Genomic DNA, 18,841 nt, shown 5'->3' on the forward strand with positions numbered 1-18,841 from the left:
CGCTGCTGCAGGCTGATCGCCCGTGAACGAGAACATCGAGACCTTCCTGGATTCGTGGCCGCGAATCCAGGAAGGCATCCTCACGACCGTCTATCTGACCCTCGGCGGAGCCGCTCTCGCCTTCGCTCTGGCACTACTTCTGGGCCTGGCAGCGGGAAACCGGCACATGTACGTACGCGCACCCGCTCGCTTCGTCGTCGAATTCTTCCGTGGCACATCGTTGCTGGTTCAGCTGTTCTGGCTGTTCTATGTGTTGCCGCTGTTGGGTTTTCAACTCGAAGCCATGTTCTGTGGAATTCTCGCGCTCGGTCTCAACTACGGTGCCTACGGTGCCGAGGTCGTGCGCGGATCCATTGCCGCCGTCGCGAAGCCGCAGTGGGAAGCCGCGTTGGCACTGAACTTCACCCCCTGGCAACGACTGCACCGCGTCGTGTTCCCGCAGGCGTGGGTGCAGATGATTCCGCCGCTGACGAACCTGCTGATTCAGCTGCTCAAAGGCAGTGCACTCGCCAGTTTCGTTCTGCTGCAGGACCTCACGTACCAGATCACCCAGCTGCGACGCACCACCGGCGACACGCTGTTCGCCTTCGGTGTCGGACTTGTCATCTACTTCGTCATCGCGTACATCCTCACGCTGCTGATGAACCTGCTCGAAGTGCGGGCCAAGGGGCGCTTGGGATCCGGGCCGTCGATGCGTGAAGTGCTGCGTCTCGAGCCCGAACGCGTCGATCAGAACGTGGGGGTGGGTCGATGAGCGTCGACTGGAGTTGGGAACGCGCCTGGGACGCCCTGCCATTCCTGCTCGAAGGCTTCAAGATCACCCTGCTGGCCACCGTGCTCGGATTCGTCCTCGCTGCGGCCCTCGGTCTGGTGATCGCGGTAGTACGGCACTCGGGACCGAAGTTCGTCACCGTTCCACTGCGTATGGTCACCGAGTTCATCCGTCTGACACCGCTGATCGTGCAGTTGCTGTTCGCGTACTACCTACTGCCACAGTTCTCTGCGTTGCAGATCGGTATCACCGTCCTCGGCATCCACTACTCGACCTACATGGCCGAGGTGTACCGAGCCGGAATCGACGCCGTCCCACCGGGACAGTGGGAAGCAGCGCGCGCGCTGTCGCTGCCGAGTACCAGGACGTGGCGCGCGGTGGTCCTGCCACAGGCCGTGCGCAGCACGACGCCTGCGCTGGGCAACTACGCGATTTCGATGTTCAAGGACACGCCGTTCCTGTTCGCGATCACCGTCGTCGAGATGGTCACAGCGGCGCAGCAGTACGGCGCGAGCACGTTCCAATACCTCGAGCCGATCACGTTGGCCGGCGTCATCTTCCTGTTGGCGAGCTACCCGACATCGATCCTCATCAGAAGACTGGAGAAGTCCCTTGCCTACTGACGATTCGGGCACCCTGCCGATGATCAAGTTCGACAAGGTGGTCAAGCAGTTCGGCGACCACGTCGTTCTCGATCATCTCGATTTCCAGGTTCGCCGCGGCGAACGCGTCGCGTTGATCGGGCCCAGTGGCTCCGGTAAGACCACGATTCTGCGTTTGTTGATGACCATCGAGAAGGTCAACGACGGTGTCATCTGGATCGAGGACGAGCCGCTGACGCATCAGCGCAAGGGCGACAAGCTCGTCGTCGCGTCGGAGAAGCACCTTCGGAAAGTGCGTACTCGCATCGGCATGGTCTTCCAACAGTTCAACCTGTTTCCCAACATGACGGTGCTGCAGAACATCACCGAAGCTCCGATTCACGTACTCGGCAAGAGCAAGGCCGAGGCCACCGAGCGTGCGCGCGAGCTGCTGCAGACGGTGGGGTTGTCCGACAAGGAGAATGCGCATCCGACCAAGCTGTCCGGCGGACAGCAGCAGCGCGTGGCGATCGCCCGGGCGTTGGCCATGGATCCGGACATCCTGCTCCTCGACGAGGTGACATCGGCGCTCGATCCCGAGCTCGTCGCCGACGTACTGGACGTGCTGCGCACCATCGCCGAGACCACAGACATCACGATGCTCATCGTGACCCACGAAATGGGATTCGCTCGCGACGTGGCCGACCGTGTTCTCGTCTTCGACGAGGGCAAGATCCTCGAAGAGGGCCCGCCGGAGGACATCTTCAGCAACCCACAGCAGGAGCGGACGCAGCGGTTCCTGAAAGCTGTTCTTTCACAGTAGGAGTCATCGCCGAATCAGGTCGATTCCCACAACCACAGGTAGTAGTCGAGGCGCTCGCGGTCGAGTTCGACGCCGTACGCGTCCAAGAATGCCTCACGGTAGTTGCGCCCGAAGTTGTACTCGGTGCTCCAGATGGCCGGTGCCAAGTCCGCCCAGCGGTCGGCGACGCCCATCGTACCCATGTCGACGTGCGCTGCCCAGGATCCGTCGTCGGCGATCAGAGTGTTGGGCATGCAGGCGTCGCCGTGGCAGACCACGAGCCTGTCGATCGACGGAGGATCGACCGGCAGGTCGCGATCGCCGACTCGGGTACGCACCGACCAGTCGAACGGGCATTGCTCGACGGGGACTGCATCGTGAAAGGCCCGAAGACCGGTCGCCGCCGCACGGACCGCACGTGCCGGATCTGCGAACCAGCGATCTGCTACCGCGCTCTCCCACGGCAGGGCCTCGGTGATCATCCAGGAACCCGAACGGTCAGAACCGTTCTCGAGAACCTTCGGCACCGGGCTGTACCGAATCACCCACTTCAGGCGTCGTGCCTCCTCATTCAGATCTATCGAGGTTTCGGCCGGCGTCCATTTGACGTACCGCTCCCCTCCGAGACGAAACGTCAACCCGCCCAGCTCATTCGACCATACCGGCTCGATGTCTTCGGACCCCGCCAACTCCCGCACCACGGTCGGGATCCGGACGTCGCCGTCGGGCACACTCATCGGTTCGTGACATTCGCGAGAGAATCGACGGGTGGCGACACCACCACGGGATCGCGACCCGACCACAGATCCAGTACCGCCTTGGGGCGCGCCAGCAACTCTCGCGCGTAATTACGCACCACCGCAAGGGTGTTGCAGTCGATGCACTCCGCCGTGACTCCGTCGACGTCCAAATCCATGTCCTCACACAACGCCACGGCACGCGACACATGGAGGGGCTGGCTGATGATCAGTCCGCGTTCGACCCCGAAGGTCTCCTTCGCCCGTGCACAGGTGTCGTAGGTGTCGATGCCGTGATCGTCGCCGATGATCACGTTGGGGTCGATTCCATGCTCGACCAGATAGTCGGTCATCGCTTGAATTTCGTTGCCGGAGTTGCCGTCTGCGTCACCGGAGACCAGAATTGCCTTGACCTTCCCCGCCGCCATCAAGGCAATCGCAGTGTCGAGACGTCCGGAGAGAAACCGCATCGGCTTGCCGTCGCGCACCTGTGCACCGAGAACGATGGCCACCGGCGCGTCCGGCGCATCGTCGACTTCGTAGACCTTCCCCGCCGTCGCGTACGCCACCCAACCGGCCGATGCCAGAACGACGGCAACCAGGGCGGCGACCACCGCGCAGAAGGCACGAACGAGTCGTCCGGCCAGTCCTCGGGGCTTCGATTCGGTACTCATGATCTCGTTTCGTCGGCGGGAAGAAACCTCAAGCTAACTCACGAATACGGCGTCCGAGCATCGCCGAGGCGCACCCATACCGATTCCACAGTGAACCCTCAGAGCCCGCCCCTGCTTGATTGCGCAGTTCGGAGGCGGAGTACCGTTCGATCAGTGAATCCGCTGCTGACCTCTCGACGGTATGTCGACTTGCGTCTGCAAGCCAGCGCTACCTGTTGACGGTCCTTTAGACCGCGTCCCCTCCGATCGGCCCATCGGCCGACGAGCACCTCTGTCGCCCATCCCTGGCGACACCTCTCCTTTTCGAAAGGCATATCCATGTCTGCGCCCAGCGCTACCCGAACGCGCCGTGTCCCTACCTGGGCAACCGCATTCGGTCCACAAATCGTTGCCGGACTCGTCCTCGGAGTCGTCCTCGGACTCATCGCCCGCTCGATGCCCGACGCCGCCGACGGGAACGACAACTGGTTGGTCGGCACCCTGTCGACCATCGGTTCGAGCTACGTCAAACTGCTCACCGTCGCGGTGATCCCGCTGGTGTTCACGGCTATCGTCAGTTCCATCGCCAACCTGCGCGAGGTCACCAATGCTGCCCGTCTGGCGATCCAGACGCTGTGGTGGTTCGCCATCACGGCGTTCATCGCCGTCATCATCGGCATCGTGATCGGGTTGGTCGCGCAGCCCGGCTCGCGTACCAGCGCGGGAGCGGACTCGGCCGGCGATCCGTCGAATGTCGGGTCGTGGTGGTCGTTCCTCACCGGACTTGTACCGAACAACTTCCTCGCACTCGGCGCGAAAACCACGGTCGCCGAGAGCGGCACCGCAACCACATCGCTGAGCTTCAACATCTTGCAGTTGCTGGTCATTGCCGCTGCCATCGGTATCGCTGCACTCAAGGTGGGTAAGAAGGCCGAGCCGTTCCTCGCGTTCAACGCGTCGCTGTTGGCCATCGTGCAGAAGGTGCTGTGGTGGATCATTCGGCTGGCACCGATCGGCACCGCCGCACTCATCGGCAACGCGGTGGCGACCTACGGCTGGGACGCGATCGGTTCGCTCGGCGTGTTCACAGTATCGATCTACGTCGGTCTGGCCGTGGTGTTCTTCCTGGTGTACCCGGTGATCGTTCGCGCGCACGGCCTTTCGGTGCGCAACTTCTACTCGGGAGTGTGACCTGCCACCCAGCTGGGCTTCGTCTCGCGTTCGTCGATCGGAACCCTGCCACTCACCGAGCGCGTCACCGAACGAAACCTCGGAGTTCCGCGCGAGTACGGGTCGTTCGCGGTACCTCTCGGGGCGACGACCAAGATGGATGGTTGCGCGGCAATCTATCCCGCGATCGCGGCGCTCTTCGTCGCTCAGTTCTACGGCATCGATCTGACCATCACCGATTACCTGCTGATCATCGTGGTGTCCGTGATCGGTTCCGCGGCAACGGCAGGAACAACAGGTGCGACGGTGATGCTCACACTCACACTGTCGACCCTGGGGTTGCCGCTCGCCGGTGTCGGTCTGCTGCTCGCGGTGGAGCCGATCGTCGACATGGGTCGCACCGCAGTCAACGTGACCGGTCAGGCATTGGTGCCGACCATCGTCGCCAAGCGCGAAGGAATCCTCGACCTCGAGCGCTACAACGCTCCGCGAAACGGCGACCCCTTCGTCGACGAGGAAGCCGAAGTGGAACTCGCTCGCTGACAGAGCAATTCGATCTGCGATTCCCGACGACCGAGCAACTGGGTCGTCGGGATTCGTCGTCTATCGCGGTGGCAACAGCGCTGCGACAGCGGCCGCGGTGTCGGTGTCCGTCGCCTCCACACTGGCGAAATAGTACGATCGCCAATACGTGAGTTGTCGGCGGTTCCCTAGACAGGCTGTGAGGACCGGATCTCCTGTGCCGACTCCGTGGCCGCATTCCGACGTTCTGCCGCCCACACCCACAGGGCGAGCGAGATGAGCGCGATCACTTCGGCTACGACGAGCACCCGCTCCACATAGCCGAGTGTGACGACGCGATACCAAGGACGCGAGCCGGTTGCTCCCACAGCCAGCGCGTACACGATCGGCATCAACGTCACAAAGGACAGCGCGCTGAGTCCCATGGTCACGCGGGCGCGCACTGCCCACACAGCGTCACGAAGCCACGGGCGAGAGAACGCGAACACCGCAACGGGGATGCTGACGAACGCCACCGCTGCCCCCAGTCGGTGGATCGTGCCGCCGATGCTGAGCGAGGCGTCGTTCGACCAATCCTGCTTCGGCACAGCGACGACGGCGACGAGTCCCACGGTCCACAGTGTGAGGAAGATCGAAGCGGTCGCACCAGGCCGAGTGAGGCGATGTCGAATCGCGGACGCGAGGGTGAGCGCCGAACCGAGAGCGAGCAGAACGACGCCGATCGAGAACACCCACTGCTGCGCGCCGAGTCCGTACTCGCTGATCGTTCGACGCAGATGGGAGGGCGTCTGCCATGCAGTGTGGATATCGAGAACCAGCACCACGAGTGCGCCCAGCACGATCGTCAGTGCGCCCACCTTCGCTGGTCGAACAGTCACATCGCTCTCCTCTGGGACGGCACGGTCGGCTGCCCACGCTCCATGGTGCCTGAACGATCGCCTTTGCTCGGTGACGTCCCCAGGACACCGGCAGTCAGGAGTCGGCAAAGCCTATTTTCTCGACGGGTCCAGCAGATGCTCGCAGAGGAAGCGAGTCGACAGCAACGACCAGTGCTCGGCGTTGCCCATCGCACAGTGGTCGTCGTCGGCATAGAGCACCAGCTGCGCGTTGGGCGCAGCGACTGCGAGGTCGATCGAGTCGCGGGTACTGGCGAGAGTGTCCTGAGCCCCGTTGATCACCAACAGTGGGATGCCGATGTCTCGATAGAGTTGTCGCAGAGAGAGTTTCGATACCTTGTGCAACAGGCCGGCAATACTGGTGGCACCGAGCGTCCGGCTCAGCGTCGACAGCATCACCTCCGGCATGCCGATCGAATTGACCACACCGAAACTCCGGTGTGTGAGCGGCCCATTGGACACCGCCGCTTTCAAACGAGGGTCCACAGCGGCCATACGCGCGGCCCAGTAACCGCCGAAGCTGAAACCCATGATGCCCAATCGCTCGCCGTCGATGCGCTTGTCGGCAGCGAGAAAGTCGATCACCGACCTGTAGACGATCTCGGCCGCCACCGTCATGGGGTCGCTGTACGAATATGTACCGGGCATCTCCATGACGAAGGTGGCGAGACCGGCCTCGCGCCGAGCCAGGAGAGGAAAGAGAGTCTCGGCGATGGTGCCTTCCAAGCCGTTCGTGACCAGAACCGTCGGCATGTTCGTCGCACCAGTCGGCAACGCGAGAACGCCGTGCACCCGATCGGAGGTGCCGGGCAAGACGATGTCGAGCACTTCGACGTCGTACCCCATCGTCGGCGCCATGGCCTGCAACAACGTTTCCGACAAGCGCGACGAGCGGCGGTAGGCACGCTGGCGTTGAGGACTGCCGCCAGGCCACGCGGCAACGAAGTCGTACACCAGCGCTTTGATCAAACCGTCCATCGCAACAACCGCGTCGGATGCCTCGGGATGCGCTGCGACGAACCGTGCCGGTACCTCCGGATCTGCCACCGTGCCACGATCGACAAGAATTGTCGCCGCTGGCGCGAGTGCCTCACCCAGTGCCGTCAGTGCCGAGGGGTCGGGGGCGTCGAGCAACCGGGCACTCTCGGGGGCACCCAATCGGAACAACGCCTCGTCTGCGCGCGCGAGGTGTCCGTCGGCGAACGTCGACCAGTAGGGAGCCCACCGGTCATCGTCGAACGAACGGCATTCCGACAGCTGACTCCGGAATTCTGCATCCGGGATTCCGCCGAGATGCGTGAAGCGGTCGACGAACAGCCGCGGTAGAAACGGCGCGACACCTCGCCTGTGCGCGGCACGTTCGGTGCTGCGGGTCAGCGCTCTCACGCTGACCGCTATACGCCGTCCCCAATCCATCAACGATGCCACCGGCTACTCCCCCGCCCCTAAACGCAGACAGTTCTGCCTTAAGGCACGGTAGGCGGCTCGAACGCCTAACGCAAGGGACACTGCAATAGCATTCACGGATGGCTGACAACACCGATCACGTTGCACCACGCCGACGGCCAGGGGGACGGACGGCTCACGTCAGAGCTGCGGTACACCAGGCCGTACTGGACGCCGTGATCGAGGGCGGCGTCGACAAGGTCGGCATTCCGGATATCGCCCGCCGCGCCGGCGTACGTGACAGCACTGTCTACCGACGGTGGGCCACTAGAGAAAATCTTGTACTCGACGCGATGCTCGCCGCCAGCGAGCACACCCTCCCGCGGCCCGATACCGGCTCGCTGCGCGGGGATCTAACGACACTTGCCACCACTTTGAGCGCGTATCTGAACTCACCCCTGGGCCATGGCCTGGTTCGAGCGCTTGCCTTCGTCACCGACTCCCCCGACATCGAGCTGGCGCGAAACACATTCTGGCAGAAACGTTTCGAGGCAAACCAAGTGATGATCGGACATGCAATCGCACGGGGTGAGATCTCCGCCGGTGCCGACGCGCATGCCCGCACCGCGATAGAACTGCTCATTGCCCCCATCCACTTTCGCCATTTCCTCACCCGCGTTCCGTGTGACGCGGAATTCATCGACACCGTGGTCGCCGCGGCGATCGGATCACTACGCAGCACGCCGACGAGCGACGCCGAACACCCTTGACGAAGTCCGAACCTCGGCATAATCTACAACCAAATGGTTGTAGATGAGATGAGTGACGCCGAGGTCGATCGCCTGTTCCAGGCCTTCGCCGACAAGACGCGGCGCGACATCGTCGCGAAGGTCACTGTCGGCGAACAGTCGGTATCGGAGTTGGCGGCTCACTACGCCATGAGTTTTGCCGCTGTGCAGAAGCACGTCGCGGTTCTCGAACGCGCTGACGTGATCACCAAACACAAGCGTGGCAGGGAGCAGATCGTGCGAGTTCGGTTGGACACCATCGCACACGCTCGCGCCTTGCTCGATACCTACGAGGAGATCTGGCGACAACGCGTCGAACGGATCGACGATCTCTTCACCAACGACCGGAAAGGTACCACCTGATGCCATTCGTCAGCTCTCACCAGGACACCGAGCAACTCGCCCTCACCCTCGTCGCCAAATTCGCCGCGTCGGTCGAGCAGGTCTGGCAGATCTGGGAGGACCCTCGTCAGCTCGAACGCTGGTGGGGTCCTCCCACCTGGCCTGCCACGTTCGAGACGCACGACTTCGTTCCGGGAGGGCGCGCCACCTACTACATGACCGGACCTGATGGTGAGAAGATCACCTACTACTGGGTCTTCACCGACATCTCTGCGCTGTCGTCGCTGAGCTTCGACGACGGATTCACCGACGAGAGCGGCAATCCATCCTCGGAGATGCCCATCATTCACACGGCCGTGACTCTCGAACGAGCGGATGCGTTGACACGCATGACAATTCGAAGCCGGTTCGATTCGATCGAACAGCTCGAGCTGCTCGATTCAATGGGCATGGTCGAGGGCATGACGGAGGCAATCGGTCAGATCGACGCCATCCTCGCCCACTGATCGTGGTGCGCGGGAACTCGACCTCCACTACGAACTTTCGTGCACGTGCGGCGAAGCCGCTCTACTCCGGAACCGAGCTGACGGTGAACGGCTCGACAGGCTCTCCCCCACGCTTGTCGAACTGGCTGTTCACTACGAACAGCCGATCGTCCATGGCTGCAACGGTTGTCGGGTAGGCGAACGATGGGTCGGTGATCTCTCCGGTGACCGCGCCAGTTCTGCCGTCGTCGTCGAGGTCGATTGTGGCGATGAGACCGTCACGATTGCGAACGACGTACAAGGTGTCGTCGTCCATCTCGAGCCCGTCACCGTTGGTGACCGTGGCACCGCCGAGGTCGACCTGTGTGACCTCTTTCGAGCTCTTGTCGATCCGGTACAGGTTGCCGGTGCTCGATTGCACGACGATCAACGCGGATTCGTCGTCGTTCTCGACGATTCCGTTGGCGTTGAATCCCTCCCCGTAGACGAAGGGGGTGCCGTCGAAGTTCACGAACGTCTCCAGTTGTCCGTCCTGCACGCCTGCCGTCATCTGCTCGAACGGGATCCGGTACAGCGCCGGGTTCCGTGAGTCGGTGACGTAGGCATCGCCGTTGTCGGCGATGGCAACATCGTTGAGGAACGTGGCATCGGTGCCGAGGCCGTTTCCGAACGTGGCAACCAGTTCGCCGGAGTCGGCGTCGTACACCCACACCTTGCCCGCGGCTCCACCGGCGATCACCAGGTAGTCGCTGCGATCGTCCTCGTCGGTCACGTCGATTCCGGCGGCGCCGGTGCGTCCGTCCGCGCCGCCAGGGAGAAACACCGACACATCCGGGGATCCGACAGTCCCGCGGAACACTGCGCCGTCGGACGTCGAGGTCACGTAGAACGTGTCGTCGGCGGCGGTGATGCCCTCGGGGAACACGCCGCTACCCGGCAGGTTGTATACGGTCGCGGCGCTCGGGTTCGAGGCCGTGGACGACGCAGATGTGAATGCCGCAGTGGTGTCGTCCGTAGGCGTCTGTGTCGGTTCCGAGGACCCGCAGGCGCTCAGCAGGAGTGTGGTGGCGGCAACAGCGGGCACTATCCGGGAGACTCGGTTCACACGTTCGAGTGTTCCATATGTCCAATTTTCTTCCCAGCGAAATCATCCAGCCCCTCGCCGGGTTCACCTGATCTCAGGGGGCATGACGCTGCTGAGTGCGTTGTCTGGACGACAGCAGGCTCGGTGATCGGCGCACTCGTCCTGTACTGGATCGGTGTCGCTGATTCACTCACCAGGGCCGGTCGGCTTCGTCGTCGCGCTGACTGCTCACAGCTCGTCGATGTCGATGAACCCGTCCTGCAGTGCGCGCACCAGCAACGTCGCTTTGGTCGGTGCCGTTCGCCCCACTGCCGTGTATTTGGCTCTGATGCGCGTCAGATGTGTGTTGACGGTTCCCATCGAGAGATAGAGCGAGCGCGACGCCTCCGCTTTGGAATCAGAGATGAGCCAGGCGGTGAGTACTTCGATTTCACGAGCGCTGAGCCGTGGGTCGGGTGCGTCGCCGACGCGGATGTCGAGCACAGTCATGGAGATCCTCGATTTCTGGCACCACCGCTGTCCCGGTGGCGCGAACACGGCCAATGACACCGCACTCACTCCGCTGGGTCACTCCGAGGAATGACCCAGGTCGCTCTCACCTGAGAGTGAACGCTGTCACCTGCGGCGACGTGCTCGACCCCACCTCGGTAAAGTCCGCCTCTATGACCGAGCTCGACGCGACCGCCGCCCACTTCGTCGAGGCGGGTGTCACATTGTTGATCGCGCATCCGCAGAGGATTCTCGAGCGCGGACTACGTATCGAGGACGTCGTCCACGAGGCCGACTCGTCGACAGCGACGTTCTTCCGCAAGTTCAATACCAAATCCGACTTCCTCAGCACGGTCGTCGAGCATCTGTCCCGAACACCACTACCCACCGACGTTCACGACACAGTTCGCACACAGATGGCGAACAGTGGCGACTCGATTCGCGCAGGGGTGTCGACGCTCGTTGCGCGCTATTTTCCGGCAATCGTCGACCAGAAGAGCACCACCGCAACTCTTCTCGACCATGTTTTCCGCGGACCTGCTTCCGCGGCACTCGCCGGTGGCTACCGTGTTCGAGACGACGCCGTACTGGACGCATTCGAGGCATTGTTCGCTCCCGAAGGGGGAGCCTTTCGCCGTCCCTTCACGGCCCGATCGTTCGCAGTGACGGTCAATGCCGTCGTCGACGGCTTTCGCATCCGCAGTCAGGTGGACGCCGCGTCCGTTTCGGCCGATGTGATGTCCGACGCGGTGCTCGCCTTCCTCGGGGCCGTCGTCGACACGTCGGGACATCATCAGCACCTCGATGACGTCGTGGGAGATGTCGGTGTGCCGGTCGAGGAACGGCCCCTGCCCCGCGATCCGCGTGCTGCGATCGTCACCGCGGCGCGCGACGAGTTCGGAAAGCGTGGCTACTTCATGACGCGTATGGACGACGTCGCCGATATCGCAGGAGTGCCGAGGGCGGCGTGCAAGACACTGTTTCCGACCAAGCCGTCCGTCATCGTCGCAGCGCTGCAGAGCCGAGTCGATCGTCTTCGCGAGTCGGTGGCCGACGACCAGTTGCTGGGCCTCGACGATCTCACGATTCTGCAGAACCACATGCTGCGGTGCGCGCAACTCGCCGCCGACGAACTCGAATTCATGGACGCTCTCCTCGTCGCCGTCGCACACGACACCTACGGCGAGCCGGAGGGACTGATCTCGATCAAGGACAAGCTGAACCTGCCGTCGATCATCGCACCGGTCATCGCACGAGGGCAGGACACCGGTATCTTCCGAAAGGGCTCGAGCCCAGTCGATCTCGCTGCAGGCATCACCAACACTCTGCTGATGCGGTGCTTCACCCGACGACAGAACAGCCCGCAGGACAACGCGACGTTCGTCGGTGAACTTCTCCTCGACGGACTCGGTACGCACTGAGCATCGACCGGCTGCCTGTCATCGAACCCGCCGGATTCCGTCGGCGACGTAGTCGAGTGCAGCGAGGATGTCATCTGCGGCCACACCCAGCTCGCTTAGCAAAACGAATGGTATGAATAGTGCGCGACATTCGTCGCGATAGGGGCGAATGGAACGAGGGTCATGGACGAGGACACGCAGCCCACCGAACGCAATCGCTCCGCGCTGTTGAACACACTCGTCCTCGTGTCGATAGTGGCACTCGGTGTGGTCGCAGCGGGATTGACCACTCCAGCCGAGGAACCCGAATTGACCTCACTGCCAACGACATCGGCGACGCCAGTTCCGGAGCCACCGCAACGGGAGTACGTGGTGGTCACCCCGGAGGTCGACGCGTCGGCAAGCATTCCGGGGTGCGACACCGTCGAGTCTCCGAGCGAATCCTCATCCTTCGCTTTCGTTACGACGGGCGACGACTCGTACGACAATCCAGCCGCCCCCTGGTACAACGGCCCCAGAGCTCACCTCATGTCCGAGGCGTTGGTGGCAGCGCTTCCCGCCGAGATCTCGTCGACCACGTCCGTGTACTTCGGCCCGATACCCGCGTCGGGTGAATCTCAGGATTTCGTCCTCGACTCGGCGCACGCATCCGCCCCACTGGCCTCGGGTGACCAGTCGGACTATCTCAGTGTCGGTGTCGGCCCGGCAGACTCGACCGAACCACCACCTTGCGTGGCCGGCCAAGTGGATGAGCGGCGGAGTCTGCCGGACGGAACGGTGCTGGACACCGACGACACGTGGCGCGAAACCAACGGTCAGCGGACCTACTCCCGGACGGCCACCGCGTACACGTCGGACGGATCCGTCGTCTCTGCCTCGGTCTCCGGCGGGAACGATCCGGACACGTTGAAACTGACGCTCGACGACCTGGTCCGAATAGCCGCCGACCCTGCCCTCAGGATCACTGCTCCCGTCCCTGCCGTAACACCGGGCAATGCCGCCGACTGCTACGCCGGCTGGGACGACTCACCGACGGCGTCGTTCTCCCGCGACGAGATCCGAACACTCAACGACGCTCTCCGGCGGGCAGATGCGGCGGCGCTTGCTCCGACTCCACCGTTGGGTGCGTTGCACACCAGTGAATTCGGTTCGGGGCTTTGTCAGACGGTGAACAGCATTGCCGGGCAACTCACGATCAGCGTTGTCCGGGCCACGCCTGACATCGAATCCGATTCGACGACAACGGAGGAGCCCCAGCTCGTCTCACCGGACGAGTACGGGCCGGGTTCCTCGGTCTCCGTCGTCACGCCGTCGGGGTTCGAGATCACGGTGTCGACGACACAACCGGTGCAGGACCCGGCACTTCTCGAAAACCTGGCGAACACAGCAGGATTGGACCTTCGATGATGCGATGGAACCAGACCGCGAAATTGGTCGTTGCGGCGATCGTCGCGACGCTGTCGGTCGGTGCAGCGGTAGCCGTTGTGACACAGGATCGATCCACGACCATCAAGAAGATCACCGATTCTTCAGACGACGCACCGGGGTTGGCATGGTCCGTCGACGCGGCGGACATGGGGCTGGAGGGAGCCACCTTCGCCTCTCCGCGTACCGGTTCGATGTATGCGTGGGGAGCCGGCTCGACTCTGATCGGCCACACAGCTCTCACACTGGCCGTCGTGTCCTCGGAATCCGGCAACGACGAGGCACTCATGGTCGGAATCGACACCACGGACGGCACCGTTCTGTGGAAGACCCCGGCCCCGGATCTAGCGGCGTGCGCCGACGAGCCGCTGAACGGCCGACTCGTGTGCCACCAGCCCATCTGGGGCGAGACGCCCGGCTATGTCACCTTCGATCCGGAGACCGGCGAATCACGAAACTACCCCACTGATCTCGATCTTTTCGCCGTCACTGTCGCGAACGACCGCATCTACACGACGTCGGGCAACCTCGAGGACGACGACGTACTGTTGCACCGCGGAACGCTGGAGAATCCGAGCGCCGACTGGACGGTTCCGTTGCATGCGTGGGCCGGATGGGAGGACGACTACACCACCGCGCTGAAGGTGGATGACGACATCGGAACCTTCGACGTCGGGGGCGACTTCTCCACGTTCGACGCCTCGACCGGTGAACAGCTGTGGAGCACCGACATACTCGAAGATTGCATGCTTGCCGAGCAACGAACAGCGGGTGGATTGGCTATCGGATCCACCTTCGATTGCAATGGCAGCTCGTCGGATGTCACGGGCACCGTCGCGTTCCGACGCGACGGCACGGTCTTGGCGAGGTCGTCCGCACCGGCGCTACAGCGACCGTCGCCCGACGACCCCACCGATGCATCGATCCCCTTGGTTCTGGGGGACACGGCAATCGACCGAGAGTCAGGGGAAGAGAGGTGGAATGACTCGAACTTGGTCTACGACCGTCCCGGTGACGAATGGAACGAGCCTCGCACTGTCGGCACACTGCGGTCGGTCGTTGGGCATGTAGGTCTCACCAGCACCGACGCCGATACGATCGCGATCGATCTGCGATCGGGAGAGCAGCTCTGGCAGTCCGAGCTCACTGGCAGCGTCTTCGGCAACGACGGCAACCTGGCGTTGATGTCCGATGGCACCGATCTGTCCGCCGTCGACGTCACGAGCGGCGTGACTGTCTGGACGGCGAAATGGTCGATGATGTTTCCAGAGGAGGGCACCGGCAGCCTCGACATCCTGGTCGACGCCGCCGACGGCAGTTATCTGCTTCAGTCCGGCTCGAAACTGGCGATGCTGCAGCCACTCCCCTGAGTCAGTCCTTCGGCACGCGGTACCGGCCACCTTTGACCACGAACACCACGTATCCAAGAATGGCCAGCAGGTACAGCGCCGTCGGTACCGCGAGCACCCAGACGGTGACGGAGTCGCCAGTCGTCGCACCCGCAACGCCGGCGATCCAGGCGAACAGCAGTGCCGTTGCCGCGCCCATCCACTCGAGGTCCTCGGCCATCTTTCGGTTCAGCTCGGGTCGGTTCTCGGCGGCAGTCCAGTACTCGTGCATCGTCCGACTCGGCAGGTTCACCATGGACGCCGGAACCTTGGGGAACCACCAACCGATGCTCGCGAACAACGCGATCACCGCGAATCCGATGCCTCCCATCGTGAGCAGGAAGGACAGCTTCGAGTCCATGCGATCGACCTGACCGGACCCGTCGAAGTGCGCGGGCACTTGATCCCCCGCAGTGACGGCGACCCAGGTCAGAGCGCCGATGAACACCAGAGTTGACAGCAGTAGGGCCGCACGCGAAAGCTTCATCGACGTCCACTTTAGCGCCGGAGGCATCGATGCCCAACAACGAGTTCGGGGACTTCCAGACCCCGATCGAGTTGGCACGTGCGTTGGTGAACACCCTGCCACGACGACAATGGACTCGCGTTCTCGAACCCACTTGCGGCGTGGGGAACTTCCTGTCGGTTGTCGGCGAGAGCCACCCCGAGGCAGAACGCGTCGGAATCGAAGTGCAGCCCGAGTACGCCGCGGCCGCATCGGCATTCGGCAGGGTGATCACCGCCTCGATTTTCGATTTCGACTTGGCCCGCGACATCGCATGGACGTCGGATCCGGGCCCGACCCTCGTCGTCGGCAACCCACCGTGGGTGACCAACTCTCAGCTGTCGGTTCTGGGGTCCAGCAACAGACCGGCTCGTGCGAACACCGGGAACGTGCGCGGAATAGATGCGATCACCGGAAGCTCCAATTTCGATATCGCGGAGTTCATTTGGATCAAATTGCTCGCCGAGTTCGCAGATCGCCCGGCCACCGTTGCGATGATCTGCAAGACCCAGGTAGCCCGAAACGTTCTGTTGCACTGCGCTCGGCACGGCCTTCCGATCACCGGTTCGAGTCTGCGACCCATCGACGCCAAGAAGTGGTTCGACGCCGGAGTGGATGCCTGTTGGTTCGTGGTCGAACTCGGAACCGGTGCAACCGACCACACTGCACAGATGTATCCGAGCATGGATGCACCGCACCCCAGCAGCAGAATCGGAGTGGTCGACGGACAACTCGTCGCGGATGTCGACGCCTACGAGCGAAGCAAGCAGTTCGATGGCATCAGTCCACTGATGTGGCGTCAGGGCATCAAACACGACGCGTCTGCCGTCATGGAATTGGCCGAGAACGACGGCCCGCGAACCAAACTCGGAGCTTCGGTGGACGTCGAGAAGGACTTCCTGTTTCCCCTGTTCAAATGCACCGACGTCTACCGCGACAAACTCAGCGAGGTGTCGCGGTGGATGATCGTGCCGCAATCGCACACCGGTGACGACACCGCGCAGTTGGCGGACAGCGCGCCGAAGCTGTGGAAGTACCTCACCGACAACGCGACAGCTCTCGACGGCCGGAAGTCGTCGATCTACCGAAGTCGCGCCCGGTTCTGCATCTTCGGTGTCGGGCCGTACACGTTCGCTCCGTACAAGATCGCGATCTCCGGATTCCACAAGGTTCCGCAGTTCAGGATGGTCGGCCCCTACGACGGAAGACCTGCGGTGTTCGACGACGCCACCTATCTCCTGCCGTTCGAGGACCCAGCGGCATGCGCCGTCGCCCATGTGCTGTTGAGCGGCCAGGAGGCCACCGATCTCATTGCCGCGCTGGCATTCTGGGACAGCAAACGACCGGTGACCAAGAAGCTGTTGCAACGCATCGACCTGCACGCGATCGCCTGCGCGACAGACCCCCGAACTCTACGGGAGCGTGCTGCCGATGCTGCGGCCGCGCACGGTCTACCGTTCGAGACAGCATCGCTCATTCGCGCGGTGGATCTCGCGAGGGAATTACCACCATGACTGTCGACCCCTCACAGCGACAACCCGTTCCGGAGCTGGCCCTTCTCCTCATCGGCGGATCCATGTTCTTCGTGGCCACAGTCGTCAAGTGGGACGCGTTGCTCATCGCGTCGATCTTCCTCTGCGTCTTCGCAGGTTTCGCAGCCTTGATCTCGACGCGGTTGTCCCGTCAGAGCCGGCGAACCATCGCGCTTGCCACCGTTGCGGGAGTGGTTCTCACCGGCATCGGTGCCGTGTACATGGTGAAGGACGCTTCGGAACCCGTCATCTTCTCCTCCGGACTGCTGGTCTATCCCGGCGGCAGTCTCGCACTGTCCGGGGTCATCAACCTGGTGTCGAGCCGAAGACGAAAGCCCCGGTCGAACCCACCGCCTGCAGACTTCACAGATCGGACTTGATCGTCTCGGCCAGTCGATCGAGGTACTCGTCGTTGCGTTTGTAATGCACCCAGGGGCCGATCTTGGTGCTCGTCACCAGCTGCGCTCGTTGCAGCACGGCCATGTACTGCGAGGCGGTGGATTGGGAGACGCCCGCCCTCGACTGAATGTGCTTGAGGCACACTCCCACGTCCTCGGCGGGCTCGAGCTGGGGCGGAAAATCGCTGGGATCCTTGAGCCACCGCATGATCGCCAAGCGCGCGGGATTGCTCAGCGCACCGAACACCGCTGCGAGCTCTGCGGGGTCCAGTTCGTCAGCCACCCCCGAAGCCTACTCCCATATCGCAATATCCCGATATGTGGTCTACTGATGGAATCGCAATATCGCGATATCCAGATAGGAGTAGGTCATGTCACGCGTAGCAGTAGTAGTGGGAGCCAACGGAGTGATCGGCGGCAACTTGGTCGATCACCTGCAGCGAACAGGCGACTGGGACATCGTCGGGCTCTCACGCCGCGGCGGTACCGACGACGGACGCGTCCGGTACATCGCGGTGGATCTGCTCGACGCAGACGAGACTCACCGCCAACTGGCGGAGCTGACCGAAGTCACACACATCTTCTACGCCGCCTACCAGGAGAGACCGAGCTGGGCCGAACTCGTCGCCCCCAATCTCGCGATGCTCGTCAACGTGGTCACGGCCATCGAGGACAGTTCACCGGACCTCGAGCACGTGAGCCTGATGCAGGGATACAAGGTGTACGGTGCACACCTTGGACCCTTCAAAACCCCGGCGCGAGAATCCGATCCGCCCCACATGCCGCCCGAGTTCAACGTCGATCAGCAGCAGTTTCTCGAGGCGCGGCAACTCGGTAAGCGATGGACGTGGTCGGCCATCCGGCCGTCGGTGGTGTGCGGTGTCGCGCTGGGGAACCCGATGAACCTGGCCACCGTCATCGCTGTGTACGCCACGATGTGCGCAAAACTGGGCGTCCCCATGCGATTTCCGGGCAAGCCCGGTGCCTTCGGCGCGCTGCTGGAGATGACGGATGCGTCGTTGCTCGCGGAGGCGACGGTATGGGCGGCCACCACGCCGAGCTGCGCCAACCAGGCGTTCAACATCACCAACGGCGATCTGTTTCGCTGGAGCGAGATGTGGCCGCGCATTGCGGGTCTCTTCGACCTCGACACCGCAACCCCGCTACCGATGTCGCTGGCCGATGTCATGGCAGACAAGGAAACGCTGTGGGATTCGATCGTCGCCGAGAACGGGTTGCAGAAAGTTCCGTACTCCGACGTATCATCCTGGACCTTCGGAGATTTCGTCTTCTCGTGGGACTACGACGTCATAGCGGACGGTTCCAAGGCCCGTCGAATGGGATTTCAGCGATTCGTCGACACCGAGGCAATGTTCGCCGGGATCTTCGCCGAACTGCGGCACCAGCGAATCATCCCCTGAGGGGAGCCGCCCGGTGTGACGCCGGAGTTGGCCGGATAGTTTGAATCGGCACGAACGCCGATCGA

20 protein-coding genes and 1 pseudogene are annotated in these 18,841 nt (G+C 62.9%); 13 read left to right on the forward strand and 8 right to left on the reverse strand.

Features of this window, described 5'->3' with window-relative positions:
* Positions 1-22: 22 nt before the first annotated feature.
* The 3 genes from ehuC to ehuA are packed head-to-tail and all read left to right on the forward strand — an operon-like array spanning position 23 to position 2,176.
* Positions 23-754 carry an ectoine/hydroxyectoine ABC transporter permease subunit EhuC gene (ehuC, locus tag AYK61_RS21465; protein ID WP_121873016.1) on the forward strand — a complete coding sequence of 244 codons (732 nt, stop codon included), beginning with the start codon at positions 23-25 and terminating at the stop codon, positions 752-754.
* Positions 751-1,395, forward strand: a complete 645-nt coding sequence (gene ehuD / locus AYK61_RS21470) for an ectoine/hydroxyectoine ABC transporter permease subunit EhuD (RefSeq protein WP_121873017.1) — start codon at positions 751-753, stop codon at positions 1,393-1,395. The genes ehuC and ehuD overlap by 4 nt, the downstream gene beginning before the upstream one ends.
* 19 nt (positions 1,396-1,414) lie before the next feature.
* The gene (gene ehuA / locus AYK61_RS21475) at positions 1,415-2,176 is read left to right on the forward strand and encodes an ectoine/hydroxyectoine ABC transporter ATP-binding protein EhuA (RefSeq protein ID WP_121873018.1); all 762 of its coding nucleotides are present in this window, start codon (positions 1,415-1,417) and stop codon (positions 2,174-2,176) included.
* Between the two features lie 14 nt (positions 2,177-2,190).
* Here the strand turns inward: ehuA and AYK61_RS21480 are convergent, their stop codons facing one another.
* Both AYK61_RS21480 and AYK61_RS21485 read right to left on the reverse strand, forming a co-directional pair.
* Positions 2,191-2,892: an aminoglycoside 3'-phosphotransferase gene (locus AYK61_RS21480; protein WP_121873019.1), complete on the reverse strand. Its 702-nt coding sequence runs from the start codon at positions 2,890-2,892 to the stop codon at positions 2,191-2,193.
* Positions 2,889-3,566 carry a vancomycin high temperature exclusion protein gene (locus tag AYK61_RS21485; RefSeq protein ID WP_121873020.1) on the reverse strand — a complete coding sequence of 226 codons (678 nt, stop codon included), beginning with the start codon at positions 3,564-3,566 and terminating at the stop codon, positions 2,889-2,891. Before AYK61_RS21485 ends, AYK61_RS21480 begins: the two co-directional genes overlap by 4 nt.
* A 318-nt stretch (positions 3,567-3,884) precedes the next feature.
* Between AYK61_RS21485 and AYK61_RS21490 the strand changes: the two are divergent.
* Positions 3,885-5,258 (forward strand): annotated as a pseudogene (locus AYK61_RS21490) (dicarboxylate/amino acid:cation symporter).
* A 167-nt stretch (positions 5,259-5,425) separates the two neighbouring features.
* On the opposite strand, the gene AYK61_RS21495 reads toward AYK61_RS21490, so the two are convergent.
* Both AYK61_RS21495 and AYK61_RS21500 read right to left on the reverse strand, forming a co-directional pair.
* Positions 5,426-6,115 (reverse strand): DUF998 domain-containing protein, encoded by a 690-nt coding sequence (locus AYK61_RS21495; protein WP_121873021.1) that lies wholly within the window; start codon positions 6,113-6,115, stop codon positions 5,426-5,428.
* A gap of 111 nt (positions 6,116-6,226) precedes the next feature.
* Positions 6,227-7,519, reverse strand: coding sequence for a S9 family peptidase (locus AYK61_RS21500; RefSeq protein WP_237668956.1), 1,293 nt, complete (start codon positions 7,517-7,519; stop codon positions 6,227-6,229).
* A gap of 140 nt (positions 7,520-7,659) precedes the next feature.
* Here AYK61_RS21500 and AYK61_RS21505 point away from each other — a divergent pair, with 140 nt between their 5' ends.
* The 3 genes from AYK61_RS21505 to AYK61_RS21515 are packed head-to-tail and all read left to right on the forward strand — an operon-like array spanning position 7,660 to position 9,155.
* The gene (locus AYK61_RS21505) at positions 7,660-8,289 is read left to right on the forward strand and encodes a TetR/AcrR family transcriptional regulator (RefSeq protein WP_121873023.1); all 630 of its coding nucleotides are present in this window, start codon (positions 7,660-7,662) and stop codon (positions 8,287-8,289) included.
* A gap of 48 nt (positions 8,290-8,337) precedes the next feature.
* Positions 8,338-8,670: a metalloregulator ArsR/SmtB family transcription factor gene (locus AYK61_RS21510; protein ID WP_237668955.1), complete on the forward strand. Its 333-nt coding sequence runs from the start codon at positions 8,338-8,340 to the stop codon at positions 8,668-8,670.
* A complete protein-coding gene (locus AYK61_RS21515) occupies positions 8,670-9,155 on the forward strand; it encodes an SRPBCC domain-containing protein (protein ID WP_121873025.1) in 486 nt (161 codons plus the stop codon). The genes AYK61_RS21510 and AYK61_RS21515 overlap by 1 nt, the downstream gene beginning before the upstream one ends.
* Before the next feature lie 61 nt (positions 9,156-9,216).
* Here the strand turns inward: AYK61_RS21515 and AYK61_RS21520 are convergent, their stop codons facing one another.
* Together AYK61_RS21520 and AYK61_RS21530 are read right to left on the reverse strand one after the other, a co-directional pair.
* Complete coding sequence (locus AYK61_RS21520) at positions 9,217-10,239, reverse strand: SMP-30/gluconolactonase/LRE family protein (RefSeq protein ID WP_121873026.1); 1,023 nt, start codon at positions 10,237-10,239, stop codon at positions 9,217-9,219.
* 207 nt (positions 10,240-10,446) lie between these two features.
* Positions 10,447-10,707: a LuxR C-terminal-related transcriptional regulator gene (locus AYK61_RS21530; protein ID WP_121873027.1), complete on the reverse strand. Its 261-nt coding sequence runs from the start codon at positions 10,705-10,707 to the stop codon at positions 10,447-10,449.
* Between the two features lie 173 nt (positions 10,708-10,880).
* Here AYK61_RS21530 and AYK61_RS21535 point away from each other — a divergent pair, with 173 nt between their 5' ends.
* From AYK61_RS21535 to AYK61_RS21545, 3 genes are all read left to right on the forward strand, one after another.
* Positions 10,881-12,128 carry a TetR family transcriptional regulator C-terminal domain-containing protein gene (locus AYK61_RS21535; RefSeq protein ID WP_121873028.1) on the forward strand — a complete coding sequence of 416 codons (1,248 nt, stop codon included), beginning with the start codon at positions 10,881-10,883 and terminating at the stop codon, positions 12,126-12,128.
* A 162-nt stretch (positions 12,129-12,290) separates the two neighbouring features.
* Positions 12,291-13,514, forward strand: a complete 1,224-nt coding sequence (locus AYK61_RS21540) for a hypothetical protein (RefSeq protein WP_121873029.1) — start codon at positions 12,291-12,293, stop codon at positions 13,512-13,514.
* Positions 13,511-14,902 (forward strand): PQQ-binding-like beta-propeller repeat protein, encoded by a 1,392-nt coding sequence (locus AYK61_RS21545; protein ID WP_121873030.1) that lies wholly within the window; start codon positions 13,511-13,513, stop codon positions 14,900-14,902. The genes AYK61_RS21540 and AYK61_RS21545 overlap by 4 nt, the downstream gene beginning before the upstream one ends.
* Before the next feature lies 1 nt (position 14,903).
* On the opposite strand, the gene AYK61_RS21550 is transcribed toward AYK61_RS21545, so the two are convergent.
* Positions 14,904-15,407 (reverse strand): DUF1648 domain-containing protein, encoded by a 504-nt coding sequence (locus AYK61_RS21550; protein WP_121873031.1) that lies wholly within the window; start codon positions 15,405-15,407, stop codon positions 14,904-14,906.
* A 29-nt stretch (positions 15,408-15,436) separates the two neighbouring features.
* On the opposite strand from AYK61_RS21550, the gene AYK61_RS21555 reads away from it, so the two are divergent.
* Positions 15,437-16,939 carry an SAM-dependent methyltransferase gene (locus AYK61_RS21555; RefSeq protein ID WP_121873032.1) on the forward strand — a complete coding sequence of 501 codons (1,503 nt, stop codon included), beginning with the start codon at positions 15,437-15,439 and terminating at the stop codon, positions 16,937-16,939.
* Positions 16,936-17,337, forward strand: a complete 402-nt coding sequence (locus AYK61_RS21560; RefSeq protein ID WP_121873033.1) for a hypothetical protein — start codon at positions 16,936-16,938, stop codon at positions 17,335-17,337. The genes AYK61_RS21555 and AYK61_RS21560 overlap by 4 nt, the downstream gene beginning before the upstream one ends.
* Here the strand turns inward: AYK61_RS21560 and AYK61_RS21565 are convergent.
* Positions 17,321-17,638, reverse strand: a complete 318-nt coding sequence (locus AYK61_RS21565; protein ID WP_121873034.1) for a helix-turn-helix transcriptional regulator — start codon at positions 17,636-17,638, stop codon at positions 17,321-17,323. The genes AYK61_RS21560 and AYK61_RS21565 overlap by 17 nt on opposite strands.
* A gap of 88 nt (positions 17,639-17,726) precedes the next feature.
* Between AYK61_RS21565 and AYK61_RS21570 the strand changes: the two genes are divergently transcribed.
* Positions 17,727-18,776 (forward strand): SDR family oxidoreductase, encoded by a 1,050-nt coding sequence (locus tag AYK61_RS21570; protein WP_121873035.1) that lies wholly within the window; start codon positions 17,727-17,729, stop codon positions 18,774-18,776.
* The last annotated feature ends 65 nt before the right edge of the window (positions 18,777-18,841 follow it).

Origin of the sequence: Rhodococcus sp. SBT000017, from assembly GCF_003688915.1 — a bacterium.
In the GTDB taxonomy this organism is placed as follows: Bacteria; Actinomycetota; Actinomycetes; order Mycobacteriales; family Mycobacteriaceae; genus Rhodococcoides.